We start from the raw sequence: 20,955 nt of genomic DNA on the forward strand, positions 1-20,955 counted from the left end.
CTAATGAAATTTCTTCACCTTTTCCATTTCGGCCACGGTGGAGAAATCACGGGACAGCCTTTCTGCATAATCGTCCAGGAGCTCCAAAACTTTTTTTCGAGTCTTGGACTTGACGATCATACCGGCATGATAATCCAAGGGTACCCGGAAGCAGACTTCAGGATCATTGAACCCACTCAGATCAGGTTTTTCAAATTTGGAAAGTGTAAGCACGATCCCTGCATAGCCTTTGGTGGATTTGGGTAACTTGTAGGTGTAACCTTTGGCAAGTGCATCTTCAATTTTGGCCCATTCCGCCCAAAGGTTGATATTTGTTGCAGCTTCCACCATTTCTGCCAAGTGGGCGCCGCCTACTCGCGATGAGGTCTCTAAAAAATATATCTCCCCATCATCATCACATTTGATAAATTCGGTATGGGTAGCTCCGCTTTTCATCCCAAATGCCTTCATTACCTCGGTGTTGGCTTTTTTGATGGCTTTGCTGTCCTCAGATTGATAATCCAGATTGGCACTTCTGAAGATGCCGCCTCCTTGGGAGATTTCCATTGGAGTAGCCAGGTATTTGGATACCGTACAAAACAAGGTCTTACCTTCTAGATTTAAGCCATCAGCATGATAAACCGCTCCGGGTTTGAATTGCTCCACCAGGTATTTTATCCTGTTGTCCCCGAGTTCATGGATATTGTGCCACAGTGCATCCTTATCATGCACCTTGATAATGCCGTGCGCAGAAGCCTCTGACCTTGGTTTCAGTACCCAAGGTGCCGGAACAGTGTCGGCAAAATGGTTGATGTCAGCATCATTGAAAAGGGAGGAAAAGGCGGGTACTTTTACTCCTGCTGACTGTGCCCGCATCCGCATGGCAAGTTTGTCACGAAAATACCGTCCAGTGGTTTGACCCATACCAGGAATCCGAAGGTTTTCCCTCAAGAAAGTCGCTTTCTCTACATCATAATCATCCAAGGCCACTATGGCTTCAATTTTTTCTCCCTTCATCAATCCAGCCACACCATAGAGCAGTTGGTCCATGTTCCATTCCAAATCAAGTCCGGGCATATAGAAGGCTTCATCAATGTAATCAAATGGCCAAGGCTTGTGTCTTAAATTTTCGGTGGTAATCAAAAATACTTTGTTACCACATTTTTTAAGTGCGATAAGGAAGTCAGCTCCCTTAAAGTAATTCGAGATACAGATAAAGGTTTTTGAAGTATTTGCCATATGATCAGAGGTTTTCAACAAATTTAGCAATTAAATGAACACCAAAGCCAGTGGCATGTTTGGTTTTGGCGAATTCAGAATCCCCAAAAGCGACTCCAGCGATGTCCATATGTGCCCATGATTCATGCTTTTCGGTAAAGAATTCCAGAAATTTGGCAGCGGTGATGGCTCCTGCCAAAGGTTTTCCGCTGTAATTTTTCACATCCGCAATGTCACTTTCTATGTCCGGGCTGTAATCATCCCACAAGGGTAGGGGCCAAACCTTTTCACCGATTTCCATTCCGCTTTCCTGAAGGGTTTTACTCAGAGGTTCATTGTTGGTGAACAAGGCCCCGCAGGTATAGCCAAAAGTACTTACGCTGCTTCCGGTTAGCGTGGCAAAGTCAAGAATGGTTTCTGGTTTGAACTTGTCTATCAGGTAGCTGAGTCCGTCTGCCAGGATCAATCGGCCTTCTGCATCGGTATCGATGATTTCTATGGTTTTGCCGCTGTAGCTGTTGATGACCTCACTGGGTAGGAAAGCATGGCTATCGATGGCATTTTCTACACAGGGAATGATGGCGGTGACAGAATGTGGGAATTTTAAATCTGCGATCAATTGCATGGCGCCCAAAACAGCCGCTGCTCCTCCCATGTCACATTTCATGTGGACCATTCCCGCAGTTTTGATGTTGAGGCCGCCTGTGTCAAAGGTTACGCCTTTGCCTACCAAACCAATGTGTCTAGGCTTACCTTTTTTGGTTTTGGGGCGGTATTTCATGATGATAAACTGCGGCTCCCTGTCACTTCCTTTGCCCACGGCGATAAAAGCGGCCAAACCTTCCTTTTCGGCGGCTTTTCTTCCCAATACTTCCACTTCAATTCCAAACTTCATTCCGCAATCAGAAGCCCACTGGCTTAAAAAAGCCGGGGTTGCCTTATTGGGAGGAAGGTCGACCATTTTCATGGCTTCTAACTGAGCCAATGCCAATTTTTCTCCTTTTTGTGCCTGAATCAAAAAGGATTTATCCGATTCCGCCAGGTATAAAGTATTTTGAAGTAGGGGGTGCGGTTTTAAATTCCCTCCATCCTTAAAATGTCCCAGTTGATAGGTTCCCAAAAGAAGGCCGGAAACCGCGGCTTCATAAAAATAGGGGAGAAGGGCTTTAGGTGCCAAGAGCAATAAATCCATACCAAACAGCTCCCTGTGTTTCGCAGCCAATCGTCTAAATACAGTTTTGACAATGCTGAAATTGGCCTGATCTCCCAATCCCAAAAATGCCAGCGTATTGCCTGTGTTACTGTCTTGCACAAAATAAAGCTGATCTTTTTTCCCCGAAAAAATTTCAGGGATGGGTAGGGCGATGTTCAGGCTTTTTGAAATATCCCATTTACTGTCAAAGATTGGGATAAGGATCATTCCTCTGAAAAGAACAATATCTTGAGTCAATTTGATGGTCATGGTTTTTTGTTTTGGCTTTCAGGTTTTGTCTTCCCGGATTTTTTGTCAAAGAAAAGCCATTCTATCGCTTTTGGGAACTCTGCGCTCCAATAGCTTTCATTGTGCTTGCCCTCCAAATTGATGCTTAGCTTCACTTCCATTTTATCTTTGAGCGCTTCTCTTTTCAACAGTCTTTTTTTGAATTTTTTGACGTGTTTGATCATGGTTTCACTTTCGTCACCACCTGCATAGAGGTAGACCTTGGTTTCTCCGGGATCCACAAAATCCAAAAAGGAAAGCTTCATCTTGGGAATCACCCATAATGAAGGTGAAAATATCATCAATTTGCCATACACTTCAGGATACATCACACCACTGAAAATACTGACCAAACCTCCCATTGAACTTCCTCCGATGCCTGTATATTCCCTTGCAGACTTTGTCCGGAAATTTCGGTCCACAAAAGGTTTTAGGGTATCCGTGACAAAACGGATGTACTTTTTACCCTCTCCCTGACCGAGTATCGTTCTCCCTACATTGTATTCCAGCAACCGCTCTTTCTCGGCATGTTCGATGGCGATGATGATGATCTTACCAATGCCATAATCAGACATAACGGCCAATTTTTTATCAATTTCCCAATTCCCATAAGCAGCATTTTCATTGAAAAGATTCTGTGCATCCTGAAGGTACAAAACCGGATAAAACTCATCTGAGGTTTCGTAATCGTGAGGTAATAAAGCCCAGATTTTTCTTTTTTTGTTGAGCTGGGGAATTTCAAACTCCTCTGAAATGAGATGAACTTTAGGGAGCTGACTGGGCCTGAAGGGCAGCCAGTTTTTTCTCCACCGTGCCACCAATTCCTCTTTGGGTTGGGTAAAATCATCGCAGACCCGATTTTCTGTCTTGTTTCCATACCGGTCAATTTCCACTTCTGACCAATCCCCTTTGGTGAATTTATAAAGCAACTGTTTAGGAAACTTAAAATCATGGGGAAACATATATTCGTACACCCCTTCCTTGATTTTCCGCATCAAAAAACGCCTGTCTTGTGTGGCCCATTGGTTGAAATTGCCTGAAATATAAACGGGTCTGTCATCGTCGTCCTCCGTGCGGAGTTTGATCACAAAAGGATTGGTCGAAGTATGGGCTTTCTCTACTGATATTGGACGCTGCTTACTTAAATCCATGCTAAACAAAAGCAATTCTAAATTGGTGTGAAAAGGTAAAATTAGACTTTTGGATGGGAATAAATTCAATTTTCGATTTAATTTTCAAACCGTAATATCAAACTTTTGTTGAATTAAATGAATGGAACACAGGCAACGCTGTTTTTACTGAGGTTAAAAGACAAATTATAGACTTCAACGATTTTTCTTCTTGAATACCCATGGAAAGCAGCAACACTCCAATTAGAAAACTACAGTTTGCAATTTCGCAGGAGCATGATACCATTGTTTTCTTACTTCATATAAATCAATCAGGTAAATTCTTTCCCCCTAACCCAAATTGTTTCGAAAATTTTCTATTTTAGGTGATTGACATCAATCTCAATGTTATTCACAACATACTATGGAAGAAAGTATTCTGACCGTCCTATTCCTGCCTCTGGCTTTGGCTTTTATCATGATGGGAATGGGCTTGTCCCTGACCATTTATGATTTTAAGCGAATTTTTTACCAACCAAAAGCTATATTGTTAGGGTTGGTTTGTCAGTTGATTTTACTTCCAATCTTGGGTTTTGCACTGATCAAGCTTTTCGGCTTGAGTGGGGCTTTGGCAGTAGGCGTCATGATCATAGCTGCCTGTCCTGGTGGTGCCACCTCCAACTTGATCTCCCACCTTTCCAAAGGGGATACCGCACTCTCTATCAGTTTAACTGCCATTTCTTCTTTGGTTACGGTGGCCACTATCCCGTTGATTGTCAATTTTTCCATTCGGTATTTCGGAGAAGAAGGCAGTGTCCTCCTTCCTTTGATGCAAACCATTGCCCAGATTTTTGTCATAACGATCATTCCGGTCTCCATAGGAATGATAATCAAAAGTAAGCGGCCGGATATTGCCAAGAAGGCTGATCCGCATGTAAGGCTATTTTCTGCCATTTTCCTTGCTTTGATCATCTTGGCTGCCATTTTGAAAGAGCGGGCCAATCTAGTGGAGTTTTTTATTCAGGTCGGTCCTGTTACGCTCCTGCTCAATGTGCTATCTCTGTTGACGGGTTTGGTGGTAGCCAAATTGTTTTTGTTATCTCCCAAACACGGACTGACCATTTCCATAGAGTCAGGCATACAAAATGGGACTTTGGGGATCCTGGTTGCGGCCACCTTATTAAAAAATTCTGCCATGGCCATACCAAGTGCCATATACAGCCTCATCATGTTTATGACAGCGGTGTTTGTGATCTACATAGGTCTTAAGATGTCCAAAAAAACTACCCAAGAAAAAGTGGTGTAACGTCCACCTAAATTTTCCACATTTAACTTCTTCAGCGATTCTGTTGCTGCATTGAATTGGGTCAGGCTTCTTTTTATGTTCTAAAAGAAAAAAATCCATTGGTAGTATTTCAGAATTACCCTTTTTTCCTAGTCCTTTCACCCAAAAATCAAGAGTTAGCCCAATTAAAATAGGCATTGGAAATCGGATAATCCCATAAAAATGATTAACTTAATGCTGATTGGAAAAAGTTGCATTAATACACTCCATTGATCAATAAATGTTCCATTTTAAATCCAATTTTGTATTATGTCTATTGTAAAAATCATTGAAGTCATTGCAAGCTCTGAAAGTAGTTTTGATGATGCTGTCCAAAATGCAGTAACTGAGGCCTCCAAATCAGTTCGAAACATCCAATCGGTGTATGTGGAAAACATGAAAGCGAAAGTAGAGGGTACCAAAATCGTCTCCTATGGAGTCAACGCCAAAATCTCATTCGTTGTCGATTAAACCGCCTTAACATTTTGACCCATGAACAGTTTGTAAAAGAAATGTCATGGGTCTTTTTTTGTTAAATCACCCTAAACCCAATTCACATGAAGGAAAAAAAAGTATGTATCATAGGTGCAGGAGTTGCCGGTCTGGTGGCCGCATTGGAATTAGAGAAATCAGGTTTCTCTCCGCTTATCATTGAAGCTTCGGATGCAGTTGGGGGAAGGATCAGAACGGACCAAAAGGATGGCTTTTTGTTTGATCGGGGGTTTCAGGTTTTGTTGACTGCCTATCCGGAGGCCAAACACTACCTGGACTATGATGCCCTTAAACTCCAAAATTTTAAGTCAGGGGCCATTATCCTTAAACCTGGAGATATTTTTAAAATAGCCGATCCATTGCGTGACCCTTCGCAGACCGCTAACATGCTTTTTTCTAAGGTAGGAACATTTGGAGACAAATGGAAAATGTTTAGGCTAAGCCAAAAGCTAAAAAAGAAAAGTCTGGAAGAAATCTTCGCTGCACCATCCATTCCTACCAATTTGTATTTGAAACAGCTGGGTTTTTCTGACAAAATCATCAATTTATTTTTCAAACCTTTTTTTAGAGGTATTTTTTTAGAAAATGAGCTTGAAACCTCATCACGCATGTTTGAATTTGTATTCAAAATGTTTGCAGAAGGAGCCACAGCCATACCTGAAAATGGCATGCAGGAAATCCCCAAGCAACTGGCATCCAAACTGCTTAACTCCCATTTAAGGTTTCACACCAAAGTTTCAAAAATTGAACCAAGTGGCTTGGTGTTGGAAGACGGAGAAATCATACCGGCGGATGAGGTGATCATCGCCTGTCAGCCGGATAAAATTCTACCTCAGTTAAAGGGTGAATTTGGAGGCTTCCAGAACGTGGTCAACCTTTATTTCAGCCTTCATCAATCTTTTTTGGCTGAAAATATCATAGGGCTAATTCCAGACGAAACCTTTTTGATCAACAACCTGGTCTTTATGACCGATGTCAGCAAGGCTTATGCGCCTAAGGAGCATTCGCTGCTTTCTGTATCCATTGTAAAAGATGTAGCGGAGGAAACCAACCTCCTAAGCAAAGTAACCTTGGAGCTGGAGGTATTATCAGGGATCAAAGCTGAACATTTTAAGCACCTACGTACTTATGTCATAGAGAAGGCTTTGCCAAAAGTAGATCAAATGCGGTATGACATGGCCCCATCAGAAACCCGAGTTAGGGACAACATATATCTGGCAGGAGATTATCTGCTTTACGGTTCGCTCAATGCCGCCATGTTAGCTGGCCGAAAAGCTGCTCAGGCCGTCATATTGAACAGTAGACTTTAGATGAAACAAACAGTAGCCATTGCAGGCGCCACAGGATATATCGGCCGTTGGTTTATAGAACGTTTTCGTGAGAAATACCATATTATAGGGCTAAGCAGGAGGGAGGTAGACCAAAATCCCTATCCAGAAGTCACTTGGCGGCAGGTGGAGTTGTATTCGATTACTTCCACCACAGAAGCCCTTAAAGGGGTTGATTATTGTATCTATCTGGTTCATTCTATGAGTGCCTCTGCCAGACTAAACCAGGGTAATTTCGAGGACACAGATCTTTTGTTGGCAGACAACTTTATCAGGGCCGCTGATGCCAATCAGGTTAAACAGATCATTTATTTGGGGGGCATTTTGCCGAAAGAGACCCCTATAGAAAACACCAGTACCCACCTGAGGAGTCGCTGGGAGGTGGAAAGGACCTTGGGAAGTGGAAAGGCAGCACTTACCACACTTAGGGCCAGCATCATTGTAGGTCCGGGAGGAAGTTCCTTTGACATGGTCAAAAATCTGGTGCAAAAATTACCTGTCATGATGTGCCCCAAATGGACAGAGTCGGATACCCAACCCATTTCCCTTAGGGATACACTTCAGATCATGGACATCTGTATGGGTAACGAAAACACCTACGGGAAGGCCATAGAGATCGGTAGCCCAGAGGTGATGACTTACAAAAACATGCTTCAGGAAACGGCCAAAGTAATGGGCCGGAAGCGGGTCATTTTTTCAGTGCCTTTTTTCTCACCGGGCTTTTCCAAATTCTGGGTGGGACTCTTCGGGGAAAGCCCACCTCAGCTTGTTTCTCCACTAGTGGAAAGTCTTCGACATACCATGACCGTATCTCCGGACCTTGCTTTTGATGAAGCGGAAATTGATTACATGAATTTCGAGGAATCAGTGCGTTATGCCCTCGAAACCAAAGACAAACCACGTTTGCCAAGCTTTAAGGCATTGGAAAGACAAAAAAATACGGTAAGGAGTTTTCAGCGGCTACCCAACACCCGACATAAAAGTGTAAATTGGGTAGCCAACCGGTATAAGATCTGGTTGCCCACTTTTTTTCGGTTCTTGGTCAGTGCCCAAGAGGATGAAAAAGGAAGTGTTTGTTTTTTTCTTTCCCAAACGAAGAAACCCATGTTGCAATTGACCCTGATACAGGACCGGAGTGATAAGAAAAGGCAATTGTTTTACATCACAGGCGGTTGGCTGGTAAGACGGATGGATTATGGCTGGCTGGAATTCAGGGATGTACTCAATGGAGAATACATCATCACAGCCATCCATGAATTTGTGCCCAGATTGCCGTGGCTTTTGTATGTAAACACCCAGGCAAGGGTGCATCTGTGGGTCATGAGAAGGTTTGGTAAATATTTGGAAAAATTCAAAGAAAACTAACATGAAAGCATTAAAATTTGAAAACGGAGATACAATGCCCAACCTTGGATTGGGTACCTGGCTTTCTGACAAGGGTGAAGTGCATGATGCGGTCCTGGAAGCCATCAAAATTGGCTATCGGCATATTGATTGTGCTCATATTTACAAAAATGAACAGGAAATAGGGGAAGCTTTAGCCAAAGCCTTCAAGGATGGTTTGGTCAAAAGGGAAGAGATGTGGATCACTTCCAAGCTTTGGAACAATGCCCATAAAAAGGAAAAGGTTTGGCCCGCCTTTGAAACCAGCTTAGAGCATCTTCAATTGGATTATTTAGACCTTTATCTCATCCATTGGCCTTTGGTATTGGAGGATGATGTGGAATTCCCGACTAAAGGATCTGATTTTGTCCCATTGTCAGAGGTACCCTTGATTGAGACCTGGGAAACCCTGGAAACCATTCATCAAAAAGGACTCGCGAGACACATCGGGGTTTCGAATTTCAACAGCAATCATCTCAATGAACTGTTGCAAAAGGCCAAGACAAAACCTGAACTGAATCAGATCGAACTTCATCCCTTTTTGCCCCAAAACAAACTCACGCGGTTTTGTAAAGACAATGGCATTCTTTTGACAGCGTACGGGCCTTTGGGGGCGGCTTACAGGATAAAGATGGAAGGGCTGGATTTACCTGTACTGATGGAAGCTGAGGCAGTCAAGGATTTGGCGGAGAAACACCAGGCTACTCCGGCCCAAATCGTTTTACGCTGGGGCATTCAAAAAGGCTTTGCAGTGATACCAAAATCCACCAATCCCAAGCGGATCAAGGAAAACTTCGGTGCATGGTCTTTGCAATTGGATGAAGAGGACATGGCCAAACTCGATCAGCTAGAAGGTCCATATCGCTTTACCACTGGCAATGTTTGGACCCCTGAAGATGGGCCTTACAAACAGGAGGATTTGTGGGAGTAGATTAATTGAAAGGGGATGGAGGGAGGCTGCCAAATGTAATCAAACATCCCTCCGGATTTTAGAAGACCCTTCGGCAAGCTCCCTCCTCAGGCGGGCAGGCAGGGTGACGGTAAAAGGGGGGACAGTTTTCAAATTTCCGAAAATGTCATGCTTATTCTAAAAGCTTTCGGGATTAGCCCGCCTTTCTAGGGCAGGTATCTCTTCGGAAATATGAAGACTCCCTCCTTTGGCGGGCAGGCTTAGCTCCTCTCAGAGTGACGGTTAAAAGTGCGATAGTTGACATAAATAAATTTGATTCAAAAACCAACATTATGAAAAACCACATCACATTCAAAAACGGAGATTCCATGCCAAAACTCGGTTTGGGCACCTGGAAATCTGAACCGGGGGAAGTCTACCAGGCTGTTATCTGGGCCATAGAGGCAGGGTACCGTCACATCGATTGTGCGGCTATTTATCAAAATGAAAAGGAAGTAGGGGCGGCCCTGTATACGGCTTTTAAAAACAACCTGGTCAAAAGAGAGGACATGTTTATCACCTCCAAGCTTTGGAACAATGCCCACCTGGAAGATGCCGTGATTCCTGCTCTTGAACAGTCCCTGAGTGACCTTCAATTGGATTATCTGGATCTCTATTTGGTCCATTGGCCCATTGCATTCAAGCAGGAGGTGGGTTTTCCACGGACCCAAGACGGCTTTCTCACTTATCAGGAAGCACCTCTTTCAGGCACCTGGAAAGGGATGGAAGCTGCCCAAGAGCAAGGGCTGACCAAGCACATCGGCGTCTCTAATTTTAATTCACTCAAACTCAAAGAAATCATGAAAGGGGCGAACAGGGTGCCTGAAATGAATCAGATTGAGCTACATCCTCTGTTGCCTCAACATGCCCTGGTTGACTTCTGCCGAAAGCATGACATTCAAGTCACTGCTTATTCACCATTGGGCTCTTCGGATCGGGCTAGTTCCATGAAAAAAGATGATGAACCTTTGTTGATGGAAGATGAGGTAGTCAAAGGCATTGCTGAAAAACAGGGAGTCAGCCCTGCACAGATTTTGATTGCTTGGGCCTTGCACCGGGACACGGTGGTGATCCCCAAATCGGTCAATCAAGACAGAATCAAGCAAAATTTTGCCGCTCAGAAAATTGAACTTGAATCAGCAGACATGGAAAAGCTCAACCACATGGAAAGTTCCTATCGCTTTGTAGATGGCAGTTTTTTCACTTTTGAGGGCAGTCCTTACCAATTGAGTGATCTTTGGGAAGATGCCTGATGCATCATCGAAGGATTGGTTTATCTTTGTTTTCAAACCAATCCGATGAAGATGAAAAAAGTATGCTTGTGTCTTGGCCTGATCTTTTGGGCTTACCTTCCCCTTTTTGCACAGGTCAATGAGTCAGATGTTGACCATGAACCCCTTGAAACCTTGGTCGCTTACATGACTGGCTTTTTCAGCAGTGAAGCCCAGTCTTTGGAAGATCAGGACTACTTTCACATCACGCTTTGTATGAAGGAATTTTCAGCTGATGAGGGAGGCCATTGGCTCTATGTGGAGCAAGCCGCAGCAAGCACACCTGCCCAGCCTTACCGTCAAAGGATTTATCATGTGTTTGTAGAAGAGGAAGGTGTGTTAACTAGCAAGGTCTATGAAATGCAGAATCCCGAAGACTATATAGGTGCCTGTTCAGATCTTTCCCTTTTGGGAAAGATAAACCTGAATGAATTGATAGACCGGCAAGGTTGTGCCATCCTGCTCAATCTTACCGATGAGGGAACTTTTATTGGTTCCACCGATGGCAAAACCTGTTTGAGTTCGCTGCGGGGAGCAGCATACGCTACCTCAGAGGTCGTCATTCACCGGGATTACCTGTGGAGTTGGGACAGGGGCTGGGATAAAGGAGACCAACAGGTATGGGGTGCAGAAAAGGGGGCTTACAGGTTTGACAAGTTATCGGAATGAGGTTAAACTATATAGGGATAGATCTGGTTTACTTATCATACCAATGTTTTACCCACTGCAATGACAAACATCACCATCATATCCGGAAGTCCCAGGGAATCAAGTTTGACCTACCGAGTAGCACTGCTATTAAAAAAAACCTTTGAACAAGAAGCTGACCTAAACGTAACCTTGGTTGATGTGAGGGAATGGAAGCTTCCCTTACTTCAAAAAGTGTTTACCGGCTTGGAAAAAACCCCGGAAGAATACCGACCACTTTTCGAAATCATGGAGGATACCCATGGGTTTGTTTTGGTATCCCCTGAGTACAACGGAAGCTATTCTCCGGCTTTGAAAAATTTACTGGACCATTTCCCCAAATCTGTCTATTCAGGCAAAACTTTTGGTTTTTCTACGGCCTCTCCCGGAGCCATGGGGGGTATGCGTGCTGCTCAACAACTGTATTTGTTGGCTGGGGCTTTGTTTGGGATTCCATCCCCTATGATGCTGATCACTCCTAAACTGGAGGAAAAGATTGATGAGAAGGGAAACCTTATTGATGAGGCCTTTAATAGTAACCTTGATAAATTCAAAAAGCAATACCTCAGCTTGGTAGAAAAACTGGGGGTGGTCAAGGAAGTTAAGTTTTAATTGGACTTTTTTCGGAATCTTGCCTAATTTAGAAGTGCATTAAATCCAGCACCGGAAATGAACTTTGACGTATTTACCTCTGAATTGGCTTGGGTCATTCTCAAGACTGTATCTTCCATTGCCTTTGTGCTCTTCTTGGTATCTTTTGTCCTGATTTTGATGAACAAACGGCTGCAGGTGAGAGATAAATTTCTCTGGCTTTTGGGGTCTTTGTTGCTGCCTATTCTCGGACCCATCCTCTTTATTACCATCGGAAGAACAGGACACTGATTCATTTTTCAGATTTTTTCATTAATTTGGTTGAGACCTGAAAACCTCAACTTAACCTGTTCATGTATTTTAAATGCTTTCCGATTTCCTTTTTCATAGTTTGTGTACTGATATTTTCTTCCTGTTCACGGGCAACCTTCAGGACCTTTGACAAACCCATCACATTCAATGATGACCGCAAAGCCCTAAGCCTGGAATACCTCAGGGAAAGGCACGGCATAGTGACTGATGATATTTCTATCGACCCAAAGGTGGTGGTACTCCATTGGACCGTAGTTCCAACATTGGAGCAGACTTTTCATGTATTTGATCCTCCTAGAATTCCTATGAGCAGGGAAAATATACAGAGCGCCAGTGCCTTGAATGTCAGCTCCCAGTTTTTGATTGACAGAGATGGGACCATATTCAAACTGATGCCGGAAACCCATTTTGCCCGACATGTGATTGGACTGAACCATTGTGCGATTGGAGTAGAAAATATCGGCAGTGATGAAGAACCGCTCACCAAGGCACAGCTCAAAGCCAATGTGGCCTTGATCCGTTACCTTAAGAAAAAGTATGACATCCAATATGTGATCGGTCACTACGAATACCAGTCTTTTATTGGACATCCGCTTTGGAAGGAGACTGATCCGGACTATCTGACCCAGAAAACCGATCCGGGAACTGCATTTATGAAAAAAGTGAGAAACCGAATCAAGGACTTAGATATAGCAGGTGCTCCATAGATTGAAAAGAGGAAAATTCTTTAACCTATTTAAAGCATAGTAAGACCACATAATGTAACATTGATAAGCATGATTAAATCTGAGATTTACCGAAAAATTATTGGGACCGTGTTGCCTTTTGGTTTGATAATTTTGATGATTGCCTGTGGAGACAAGTCAGAAAAATTGGTCGACTCGGCAGTGCGGAAAACCCCTAATGTGGTTTTGATTTTTACAGATGACCAAGGTTACAATGATGTGGGGGTTTTTGGCTCCCCGAACATTTCAACGCCTAACCTGGATAAAATGGCGGATGAGGGGATGATATACACCAATTTTTATGTGGCACAGGCTGTATGTTCCGCTTCCAGGGCAGCTTTGATGACTGGCACCTATCCCAATCGTCTGGGCATACACGGAGCTTTAGACCACCGGGCAACCCATGGGTTGAATCCGGAGGAAACCACCCTTGCGGAAATGCTGAAAGGAAGTGGATATGCCACAGCCATTTTTGGCAAGTGGCACCTTGGGCATCATAAGCCTTTTTTGCCCACCCATCAGGGGTTTGATGAGTTTTTTGGGATACCCTATTCCAATGACATGTGGCCCAATCATCCCGAAAACAAAAACTATTACCCACCCTTGCCTTTGTATGAAGGATATCAGGTGGTGGATACGCTCCATCAGGACCAAAGCATGTTGACCACCTGGCTGACAGAAAGAGCGGTGGATTTTATCAACCGCAAAAAGGATGACCCCTTTTTCCTGTATCTGGCCCATCCTATGCCCCATGTTCCTTTATTCGTTTCGGATAAGTTCAAGGGGAAATCCGATCGGGGACTATATGGAGATGTGATCATGGAAATTGACTGGTCCGTGGGGGAAATTTTAGCTGCTTTAGAGAAAAATGGGCTTACAGAAAACACTTTGGTAATCTTCCTGTCAGACAATGGCCCATGGCTTTCTTACTCCGGGCATTCGGGTTCCGCCGACCCGCTCAAGGAGGGCAAAGGTACCTCTTGGGAAGGGGGAGTCCGGGTTCCCGCCATCATGAAATGGCCCGGCCAACTTCCGGCAGGTGGACTGCAAAGTCGGGTGGCCATGAGCATTGATCTTTTGCCTACTTTGGCTGATCTCTGTGGCGCTGATTTGCCAGGATTGCCGATTGATGGAAAAAACATCTGGCCGATTTTACAGGGAAAATCCGATGCGGTATCCCCTCAGGAGGCTTATTATATTTACTATAACCGAAATGAACTTCAGGCAGTGGTGATGGACAGATGGAAGCTTGTTTTTCCACACCGGTACCGCTCCATCAAACCCGGACAAGTCTACAGAGAGGATGGGATGCCCATTGAATACCACATGTTGGACTTTCAGGACATGGCCTTGTATGACTTGCAGGAGGATATTGCCGAATCGGTCAGTGTGCTGGAAGACCATCCTGAAATCGTCAAAAAAATGCATGAACTGGCTGAAATAGCCCGTCAGGACATGGGTGATGCCTTGACTGAAAGGGAAGGGGCTAATTTGAGGGAACCGGGTAGGGTTGAATCAGGAACAGATTGATTGGGTGAATTGGAGATTTTTTTGAACCATATAAGGCATTGAAGGGCATTTGAGTTTTAAATATGGATTGAGTATTTCTTGACAATTAGTTTAAAGCAAATTGGTTTTTACAATTTTAAAAAATTTAATTAGTAATTTATCCCAATAAATTACGCTTTATTTCAAATTTTTTAGTTTTAGGTTTTATAAATTTGGTAAAACCAAATCCTTTTGGGCTTGCCGGGTCAGATAAAAATTCGTTTTCCATTTGTTTTTCTGCTTCATCAAAAAAGCACATGCCATGAAACATAATTTGTTTAGAATATTGCCGCTGATTTTATTTTTACCTCTTTTTAGCGCTTGTTTTACTTACTCAGATATCCTGAAGAATACAGAAAATAAAGAAGCATATGTTTTTTCACAAATGGATTTTGAGAAAGGCAAACAATACCAGATCAAAACCCAAAATGGTAAACTGCTGGTATTAAACTTAAATGAATTGTCCATAGATGGGGTTAAGGGTAAGGGTACCTTGAAGAACATCGAGGGGTTGTCCAAACCTATCTCAGATGAATATTTTGTAGAATTTGAAAAAATGGTAGAGGTGAAAAGGTCAAAATTTAATCCTTATGTGTCGATTTTGATACCAGTGGCCATCTTGACAGGAATAGCCATTTTCATGTCAAACAACTTGAATATTGGCGGCACCCTGTAATCATTGGGAATTGCTGTAATTTTAATGCAAGACCAATCTCCTTGGATAAATAGAAATTTGTTCGTCTGCTTAGAATATAAATGTTTCCAAAATGATACGGAAAATTCAAATTTTGCTCCTGTTGATCAGCTTGGGTACTTCTTAAAAATAATGGTGGCCTAACTTGCCGAAGCCAATTTGACTTTTAATTATTTAATGGCAAAGAAGCGGATAAACAATTTTTTTAACTATTTAACTATCAAAATATTTTGAATCTATTTTTTTTAGTTTCATAACGAAGTCAATAAGTAAGCGCTTTTTATTGGATCAAAGGAAAAAAGATAGCCTAATAATAAAATATCTACTAAATTTAGTTTAAACATGAAAAAAGTTTTAAGTCTTATAGGTTTGATCTTGTTTCTCGCTCCGATTACTCAGGCATCTGATGATGTATTTCATTTTACTTCATACTGGACAAATGGAGGTGTTGAGCATTATGAATATTTTCCTTGTGCTCCAGATCTACATCAATGTCAGAGTTATTGTTCCTTAGGTTCAGGATGCATTACAGTTTGTATTACGCCTCCGAGCTTTGGGGATTAAGTTAAATCTAGTGACAAGCCATCATTTGATCAAGATGGTTTGTCCTAATTATTTTATTTATTGAAATGAAAAATTCTTTTGTACTAATTTTTATTATAACAACTTTAGTTTGTTCCTGTCAGTTGCCTAAAGAAAGTTTGTTCAATGGCACTGCTTACCTTGCACCTGCAAAAAAGGTTTTTGAATTGGAAGATCTGTTCAGTGCTTATGAAGTGGTTCACCTGGATGAAACAAAACTGGTACCCCATGTCAGTAAAATCATCTCAGGAGGGAGCAGGTTTCTGGTTTTGGATGCATGGTCCACCGGTGGGGTGTTTGTCTTTGATGAAAAGGGGAATTTTGAACACCTTATCCAGTCCAAAGGAAGTGGACCTGACCAATATGCGTCATTGTCGGATTTTCAGTATTCTGCACGGCATGAAAAACTGTTTTTGATGGAGAGAAGTAAGTTGGGGTTTTTGACTTTTGATCTGAATGGAAAATTCCTGGAAAAGCAATCCATCAAAACGGATCCAGGCCTCTCTTCCCATACTTTTGTTTTGATAGATGAAGCCGATAAGTTGTTTTTTGATCTAGGTTATAGTGGGGGGCATAGGATTTTTAGGTATGATTTGATTACCCATGAATCAGAGAAATTCCTTTCATTGGATAGCCTCTATTTGAAATTAAATCTTTCAACAAATATGACAATGGCTCATAGTGGAAAGTTGATTTCTTACATCTCACCACTCGAATATCAAATTTTAAAATTTAACACTGATGGGAATTTACAAGGGGTCATTGACTTGGATCTGGGCGATTATCATCTGGGAAAAGACGATCTCAAAGCATTGGACGATACAAGGGCATTGTCTGATTTGATGAAAACCAATCCTGCGGGGATTACGCCCCAACTTTTGGAAACCGAGGATTATTATTGGGTTTTTTATCAAATCGGAGATTTCCAGACCGGATTTCCCAGCATGAACATCATTGATAAAGAAGGTGGATCCAAATTCCAATTCAGTGAATTGTCGTACAATGGCGTTCCCTTGTTCCATAGATTTGCCGGAACCATGGATGGCAACCGTTTTATCGTGGCACTCAATCCCGAACACATCAATGCGCTCAGTGCTGAACAGAGAAAGCGGATAGAAAAATTGGTGCCTGCGGAAAAGGAAGTGGCCAATTTTATTTTGTTGATTGGGAAAATTTAAACTTAGCCGATGTTTTTGAATGATTTGGATCTATTGGTTTTAAAAAAAACAGCACTGACATTGGCCATGGTTTTTGTGTGTTTGACTTTGAAGGCCCAAGTCAATGAATCTCCCAAACACTGGAAGGAGGTGTTGCTTACAGTTGAGCCCAAAGATACCTTGGGGCTTCAGAGAATGGACTCCATCGCGTCCAAATGGTCCAATCCGCTTTCTTATTATAATTCAAATAAGACTTACGCAGGCCATGCCATTCGGCAAAAAGCGGTGAGACAACATGCCCAAGTCGTTTTTCTTTTGGAAGAAATCCAAATGACAGAACCGGTAAAAGCTGTTGCATTAAAAGGGATGATGTACCGGACTTTTGATAAAATCTATCTGGAATGGCTACTTTCCAAGCATTTGATGTTTTTCAGAATTCCAGCCTTTTACAGGTTGCCAAGCTGAAGTGGTGGTCACGTGGGTTGATTGAAAACCGATCACATCAATTATGGTTTTTTCTTGAAGGGATCGGAGATGCTTTCAAAGAAAGGCTTGGCATTGTTCTTACTGTTGGCGTTCTTTTTTCGCTTGGCTTTGGCGCGGGCTTTTTTCCTTTTCTTCTTTTTCTGTTCCTTGCTTTTTACCAGAACGGTTCTGGCAGATATTCCCACCTGACCCCGGTAAAACTCTTCCCTGCCTACGATGTTGACATTGGGTTTGTAGTCCAGAGAAATCACGGTGTTGAGTACCGTCATCTCAATTCCAACCATCAGGTCAGCACCCATGGTGGGATTGCCGTAGGTTTGATTGATCTGCATGGTTTCCGGATTTTTGACGTAACTCTCTTCTACACCGGCTGAGATCCCTGCGCCATAATAATAATTGAACCTTTTAGAAATGATGGGCGCGTGTTTTTTTACCAGAACATGGGCAGTAGAGTTGAGCTTGAAATCGGATTGTACGATACCTTCCAGAGTAACCCGGTCAAAGACCCTTTGCTGGGCCGTGATACCAACCATGCGGCTGTAATCGTTGTTTCCCAAACGGATGCCAAAGGAAGATCCATAACGCTGGGCGTGGAGAGTGGTGGAAATGACGGTCAAACATAAAACCGTGCAGAGGATGGTGTGTGTCTTCATGATTGCATTGAAATAAGATGCCTTTCCAAAAATTGCTTTTTCCCAAGCGTTTATTGGATTTTGAACCCGGTTCAAAAAGCATTCCATTTTTCGCATTCGTTAAAATTTGTGAAAAAAAATTTGAATCATGTTCAAGTTTTTACATAAAATAAAAACTGAAAAGGGCTTTTTAAACCAATCCAGGCAGTTTTGTTTGGTTAAAAACTTTTTCATATTTGGGAAGAAAATTGGATGATTTAAAGAGATAAAACAATCAAATAAACTCACCAATCATCTTCCTCCGAAACCATATCTGTGGACGGAGGGCTATTCAAAAGGGTCTCAATCAAGCTGTTTCCTACTCTTTGCCACTTTAAATGACCCATGCGGAGAAATCGATTGGTCTCCAACAGATGTTCGTAAGTGGGATTGGGAATGTGTTTGGGAATCCTGAAAAGACGGGGATCTTTTTTCTCAAATGGAGCCTTGATTTTGCTTCCGAAAAAGTAAGGGATCAAAGTTTCTGAACAACTCAAACCGATTTTATCCACTCTGAATTGATGGAAATAATCGTTCAACCGTTCATTGATGTTTTCAAAGAAGGACATGGTCTCAGCCAACCTTACCCTGGAACCTGCCCTTGATTTGCCTTTGGTCTTCAAGTATTTCACCTGGCTTTTGCCTTGCTTCTTCCGGACCATATAAGCCCTGAAAACCTTGTGATCGATGTTTTCACCGTTATCAAAATAACCTACAGCCGCGGTACCTGAGCGGATCAAAACCAGGACATATTGGATAAGTTCATGTTGCTTGAGGGGCAATTCTGCTCCATAGCTTAGGGTTATGGGCAACCTGAAGGTAGCGACCTTTTCATTTTCCAGAAAAAATTCAATCCGATTCATGCGCTCATCAAATTCATGGGTCATTCCGGTTTGGATTACCTTTTCCAAAAGGGCTAAACTTTCACTTGGATTCAAAAAGCGTTCTGTCATTTTCCTACAGTTTTACAGATTGAATATAAACCATTTAATTTTTCTTATGTAGAAAACGGGGTAACTTTACAGGATAAAATCCAATAAAAAATGGCCCAACCCATAGCAACTTTGATTGAAAAAATGTGCGACAAAAATGAATCCGAAGCTTATCGATATGCCGATAAGTTGGCAGAGATCGGAGGGGAGGAAGTTTTGGATGAATTGTTGGTCATACTCAAAGGAGAAGACCTGGAAAATGCCATGTTGGCGGCGAGGGCTCTTTCAAGCATGAAAGACAACCAAAATGCCCTTGATCCTCTGCTTGAACTGATTCATGACAAATCGCTTAGGTACCAGAACGGCATGTTTGTCCAAGCACTGGAGGGCTTTGATTTGAGCCAAAAATTGGTGGATGTTTTCAAGATTTATCTCTACGGCAACTTCAAATCTTCTCTGTTGGCCAAAGAGTATCTTGACCACGTGGAATTTGACATCAGCCCAAGAACCATCCGAAAGATGGAAAAGCATTGGAATCATTACCAGCACAACAGCCCGGAAGATGAGGCTTTTGAACTCAAAAAGCTTGAGGTGGAGGAAATGATTGGTGAAATGAAGGCGCTTTTTGATGAAGAGGAGTAAAGTGATGAGAAAACGCTTTTTGACTTCTCTTTGGATAGGCATTTCAGTCGATAACCTTTTGTTTTGACCTCCGTTTTTATGACATGACCAGATCCGATTTCAATAACCAGTTGATTGATTTTTTTGAGGATTTCGGTTTCAAATACCAAGGAAAATACCATCAATTTCAAAAAACGACAGGGGAAGGCATCCAAGTGATTTTAGTACACCTTATGGAATACAATGCCGCAAGTTATCTGGAATACCAACTGGGCATCCGCATAGACCGGGTGGAAAAACTGGTTCACCAATTTCTTCCATCGATGTCTGACTATGAGTCCCACAGTCTTACCCTGATCCAAACCTTGGACAAAATCGATGGGGAATTGCCACGTAGGTTTCTGGTCAATGACACCAAAGAAACGGAATCGGTGATGGCTACCATGGAAGCATTTTTTATTCGCTCAGGCTTTCGCTGGCTGGATGAATTTTCCGATCCTGTTGTATTGGAACGATATTTCAATGAGCATCCTTTGGAGAAACTGGTCAATCAGAATTATACTTACAAGGCCAATCGAGGTCTGGCATTGGCTCATTTTTTTGGAAAAAGGGACTTTCTTATCCTCAAGAGGGCATATCTTGATCAGTTGCGCAAATTGCAAGTTACCGATGCGACTATCGTAAGTTTCTTGGAGCTCTCAAAGGTATTGGAAAACGGATTGAAGGAAGGATGAATAATCTCTTGCAAAATTTCAATGCTTATTAGCTGAATTTTTGTAATTTAAAATCCCATACAAACCCAGAAAAAAACCATGAAGACAAGATTCTTTTTAATAGGCCTATTTGGACTGCTTTGCCTTTCCGCTGTCGCTCAGGTAGAAATCCCTTCTCAAGAAGCCCAGATAAAAAGTGCCCTCTTGGCTTCTCCGGAAGCTTTTCGGGACGGTGCCAAAGTATACGGCCATAGTGCCATGGGAGAATTTATGGTCTTGAGAGAAGGCAGCAATGAAATGATCTGTCTGGCAGATGATCCCAATGCACCAGGCTTTTCAGTTTCCTGCTACCACCAGGACATTGAGGAATTTATGCAAAGGGGCAGGGATTTAAAAGCCGAAGGTAAATCCTTCAAAGAAATTTTCGATATCCGGGAGGAAGAGGTAAAGGCCGGAAAACTGAAAATGCCCAAAGACGGCGCGACCCTTTTTGTCTTTACAGCTGACGAGGAGAATTTCAATGCCAAAACGGGAGAGGTGCAAAACGGATATCTGCGCTATGTGGTGTACATACCCTTTGCCACCGTTGAAAGCACAGGCCTTCCTTTGAAGCCGGAGGCGCCTGGTATGCCTTGGATCATGGATCCCGGTACCCACCGTGCCCATATCATGATCAATCCGCCAAAAAATTAGGCTATCTTCA

General features: G+C 42.6%; 22 protein-coding genes. 17 read left to right on the top strand and 5 right to left on the bottom strand.

Features of this window, described 5'->3' with window-relative positions; all coding sequences use genetic code 11:
* From H1A14_RS08630 to H1A14_RS08640, 3 genes are read right to left on the bottom strand one after another with little or no spacing between them, the layout of a single operon-like run.
* Entirely contained in the window at positions 1-1,218 is a 1,218-nt protein-coding gene (locus tag H1A14_RS08630; protein WP_194775830.1) for an ATP-grasp domain-containing protein, read from the bottom strand.
* Positions 1,219-1,222: 4 nt separating this feature from the next.
* On the bottom strand, positions 1,223-2,659 hold the full coding sequence (locus H1A14_RS08635; protein WP_194775831.1) for a leucyl aminopeptidase family protein: 1,437 nt from the start codon (positions 2,657-2,659) through the stop codon (positions 1,223-1,225).
* Positions 2,656-3,828, bottom strand: coding sequence for an alpha/beta hydrolase (locus H1A14_RS08640; protein WP_194775832.1), 1,173 nt, complete (start codon positions 3,826-3,828; stop codon positions 2,656-2,658). Before H1A14_RS08640 ends, H1A14_RS08635 begins: the two co-directional genes overlap by 4 nt.
* 382 nt (positions 3,829-4,210) lie before the next feature.
* Between H1A14_RS08640 and H1A14_RS08645 the strand changes: the two genes are divergently transcribed.
* From H1A14_RS08645 to H1A14_RS08710, 14 genes are all read left to right on the top strand, one after another.
* Positions 4,211-5,092, top strand: a complete 882-nt coding sequence (locus tag H1A14_RS08645) for a bile acid:sodium symporter family protein (protein ID WP_194775833.1) — start codon at positions 4,211-4,213, stop codon at positions 5,090-5,092.
* A 288-nt stretch (positions 5,093-5,380) separates the two neighbouring features.
* Positions 5,381-5,581 carry a dodecin family protein gene (locus H1A14_RS08650; RefSeq protein WP_194775834.1) on the top strand — a complete coding sequence of 67 codons (201 nt, stop codon included), beginning with the start codon at positions 5,381-5,383 and terminating at the stop codon, positions 5,579-5,581.
* 86 nt (positions 5,582-5,667) lie between these two features.
* Positions 5,668-6,912 (top strand): NAD(P)/FAD-dependent oxidoreductase, encoded by a 1,245-nt coding sequence (locus H1A14_RS08655; RefSeq protein ID WP_194775835.1) that lies wholly within the window; start codon positions 5,668-5,670, stop codon positions 6,910-6,912.
* Entirely contained in the window at positions 6,913-8,295 is a 1,383-nt protein-coding gene (locus H1A14_RS08660) for an NAD-dependent epimerase/dehydratase family protein (RefSeq protein WP_194775836.1), read from the top strand.
* Between the two features lies 1 nt (position 8,296).
* Positions 8,297-9,244 carry an aldo/keto reductase gene (locus tag H1A14_RS08665; RefSeq protein ID WP_194775837.1) on the top strand — a complete coding sequence of 316 codons (948 nt, stop codon included), beginning with the start codon at positions 8,297-8,299 and terminating at the stop codon, positions 9,242-9,244.
* Positions 9,245-9,555: 311 nt separating this feature from the next.
* Positions 9,556-10,515: an aldo/keto reductase gene (locus H1A14_RS08670; RefSeq protein WP_194775838.1), complete on the top strand. Its 960-nt coding sequence runs from the start codon at positions 9,556-9,558 to the stop codon at positions 10,513-10,515.
* Between the two features lie 51 nt (positions 10,516-10,566).
* Positions 10,567-11,202 carry a chromophore lyase CpcT/CpeT gene (locus tag H1A14_RS08675; RefSeq protein WP_194775839.1) on the top strand — a complete coding sequence of 212 codons (636 nt, stop codon included), beginning with the start codon at positions 10,567-10,569 and terminating at the stop codon, positions 11,200-11,202.
* Between the two features lie 60 nt (positions 11,203-11,262).
* The gene (locus H1A14_RS08680; RefSeq protein WP_194775840.1) at positions 11,263-11,832 is read left to right on the top strand and encodes an NADPH-dependent FMN reductase; all 570 of its coding nucleotides are present in this window, start codon (positions 11,263-11,265) and stop codon (positions 11,830-11,832) included.
* A gap of 57 nt (positions 11,833-11,889) precedes the next feature.
* Entirely contained in the window at positions 11,890-12,102 is a 213-nt protein-coding gene (locus H1A14_RS08685) for a PLDc N-terminal domain-containing protein (RefSeq protein ID WP_194775841.1), read from the top strand.
* A gap of 62 nt (positions 12,103-12,164) precedes the next feature.
* On the top strand, positions 12,165-12,830 hold the full coding sequence (locus H1A14_RS08690; RefSeq protein ID WP_194775842.1) for an N-acetylmuramoyl-L-alanine amidase: 666 nt from the start codon (positions 12,165-12,167) through the stop codon (positions 12,828-12,830).
* Between the two features lie 69 nt (positions 12,831-12,899).
* Positions 12,900-14,378: a sulfatase family protein gene (locus H1A14_RS08695; RefSeq protein WP_194775843.1), complete on the top strand. Its 1,479-nt coding sequence runs from the start codon at positions 12,900-12,902 to the stop codon at positions 14,376-14,378.
* A gap of 280 nt (positions 14,379-14,658) precedes the next feature.
* Positions 14,659-15,072, top strand: coding sequence for a hypothetical protein (locus H1A14_RS08700; RefSeq protein ID WP_194775844.1), 414 nt, complete (start codon positions 14,659-14,661; stop codon positions 15,070-15,072).
* 704 nt (positions 15,073-15,776) lie between these two features.
* On the top strand, positions 15,777-16,850 hold the full coding sequence (locus tag H1A14_RS08705) for a 6-bladed beta-propeller (RefSeq protein ID WP_194775845.1): 1,074 nt from the start codon (positions 15,777-15,779) through the stop codon (positions 16,848-16,850).
* A gap of 9 nt (positions 16,851-16,859) precedes the next feature.
* A complete protein-coding gene (locus tag H1A14_RS08710; protein ID WP_194775846.1) occupies positions 16,860-17,294 on the top strand; it encodes a hypothetical protein in 435 nt (144 codons plus the stop codon).
* A gap of 41 nt (positions 17,295-17,335) precedes the next feature.
* On the opposite strand, the gene H1A14_RS08715 is transcribed toward H1A14_RS08710, so the two are convergent.
* Together H1A14_RS08715 and H1A14_RS08720 are read right to left on the bottom strand one after the other, a co-directional pair.
* Positions 17,336-17,968 (bottom strand): hypothetical protein, encoded by a 633-nt coding sequence (locus H1A14_RS08715; protein WP_194775847.1) that lies wholly within the window; start codon positions 17,966-17,968, stop codon positions 17,336-17,338.
* 263 nt (positions 17,969-18,231) lie between these two features.
* On the bottom strand, positions 18,232-18,939 hold the full coding sequence (locus H1A14_RS08720) for a hypothetical protein (RefSeq protein WP_194775848.1): 708 nt from the start codon (positions 18,937-18,939) through the stop codon (positions 18,232-18,234).
* Positions 18,940-19,029: 90 nt separating this feature from the next.
* Between H1A14_RS08720 and H1A14_RS08725 the strand changes: the two genes are divergently transcribed.
* From H1A14_RS08725 to H1A14_RS08735, 3 genes are all read left to right on the top strand, one after another.
* A complete protein-coding gene (locus H1A14_RS08725) occupies positions 19,030-19,560 on the top strand; it encodes a HEAT repeat domain-containing protein (protein ID WP_194775849.1) in 531 nt (176 codons plus the stop codon).
* Positions 19,561-19,643: 83 nt separating this feature from the next.
* A complete protein-coding gene (locus tag H1A14_RS08730; protein ID WP_194775850.1) occupies positions 19,644-20,273 on the top strand; it encodes a hypothetical protein in 630 nt (209 codons plus the stop codon).
* A 78-nt stretch (positions 20,274-20,351) separates the two neighbouring features.
* A complete protein-coding gene (locus tag H1A14_RS08735) occupies positions 20,352-20,945 on the top strand; it encodes a hypothetical protein (RefSeq protein ID WP_194775851.1) in 594 nt (197 codons plus the stop codon).
* The last annotated feature ends 10 nt before the right edge of the window (positions 20,946-20,955 follow it).

The organism is Pararhodonellum marinum, assembly GCF_015354735.1.
GTDB lineage: Bacteria > Bacteroidota > Bacteroidia > Cytophagales > Cyclobacteriaceae > Pararhodonellum > Pararhodonellum marinum.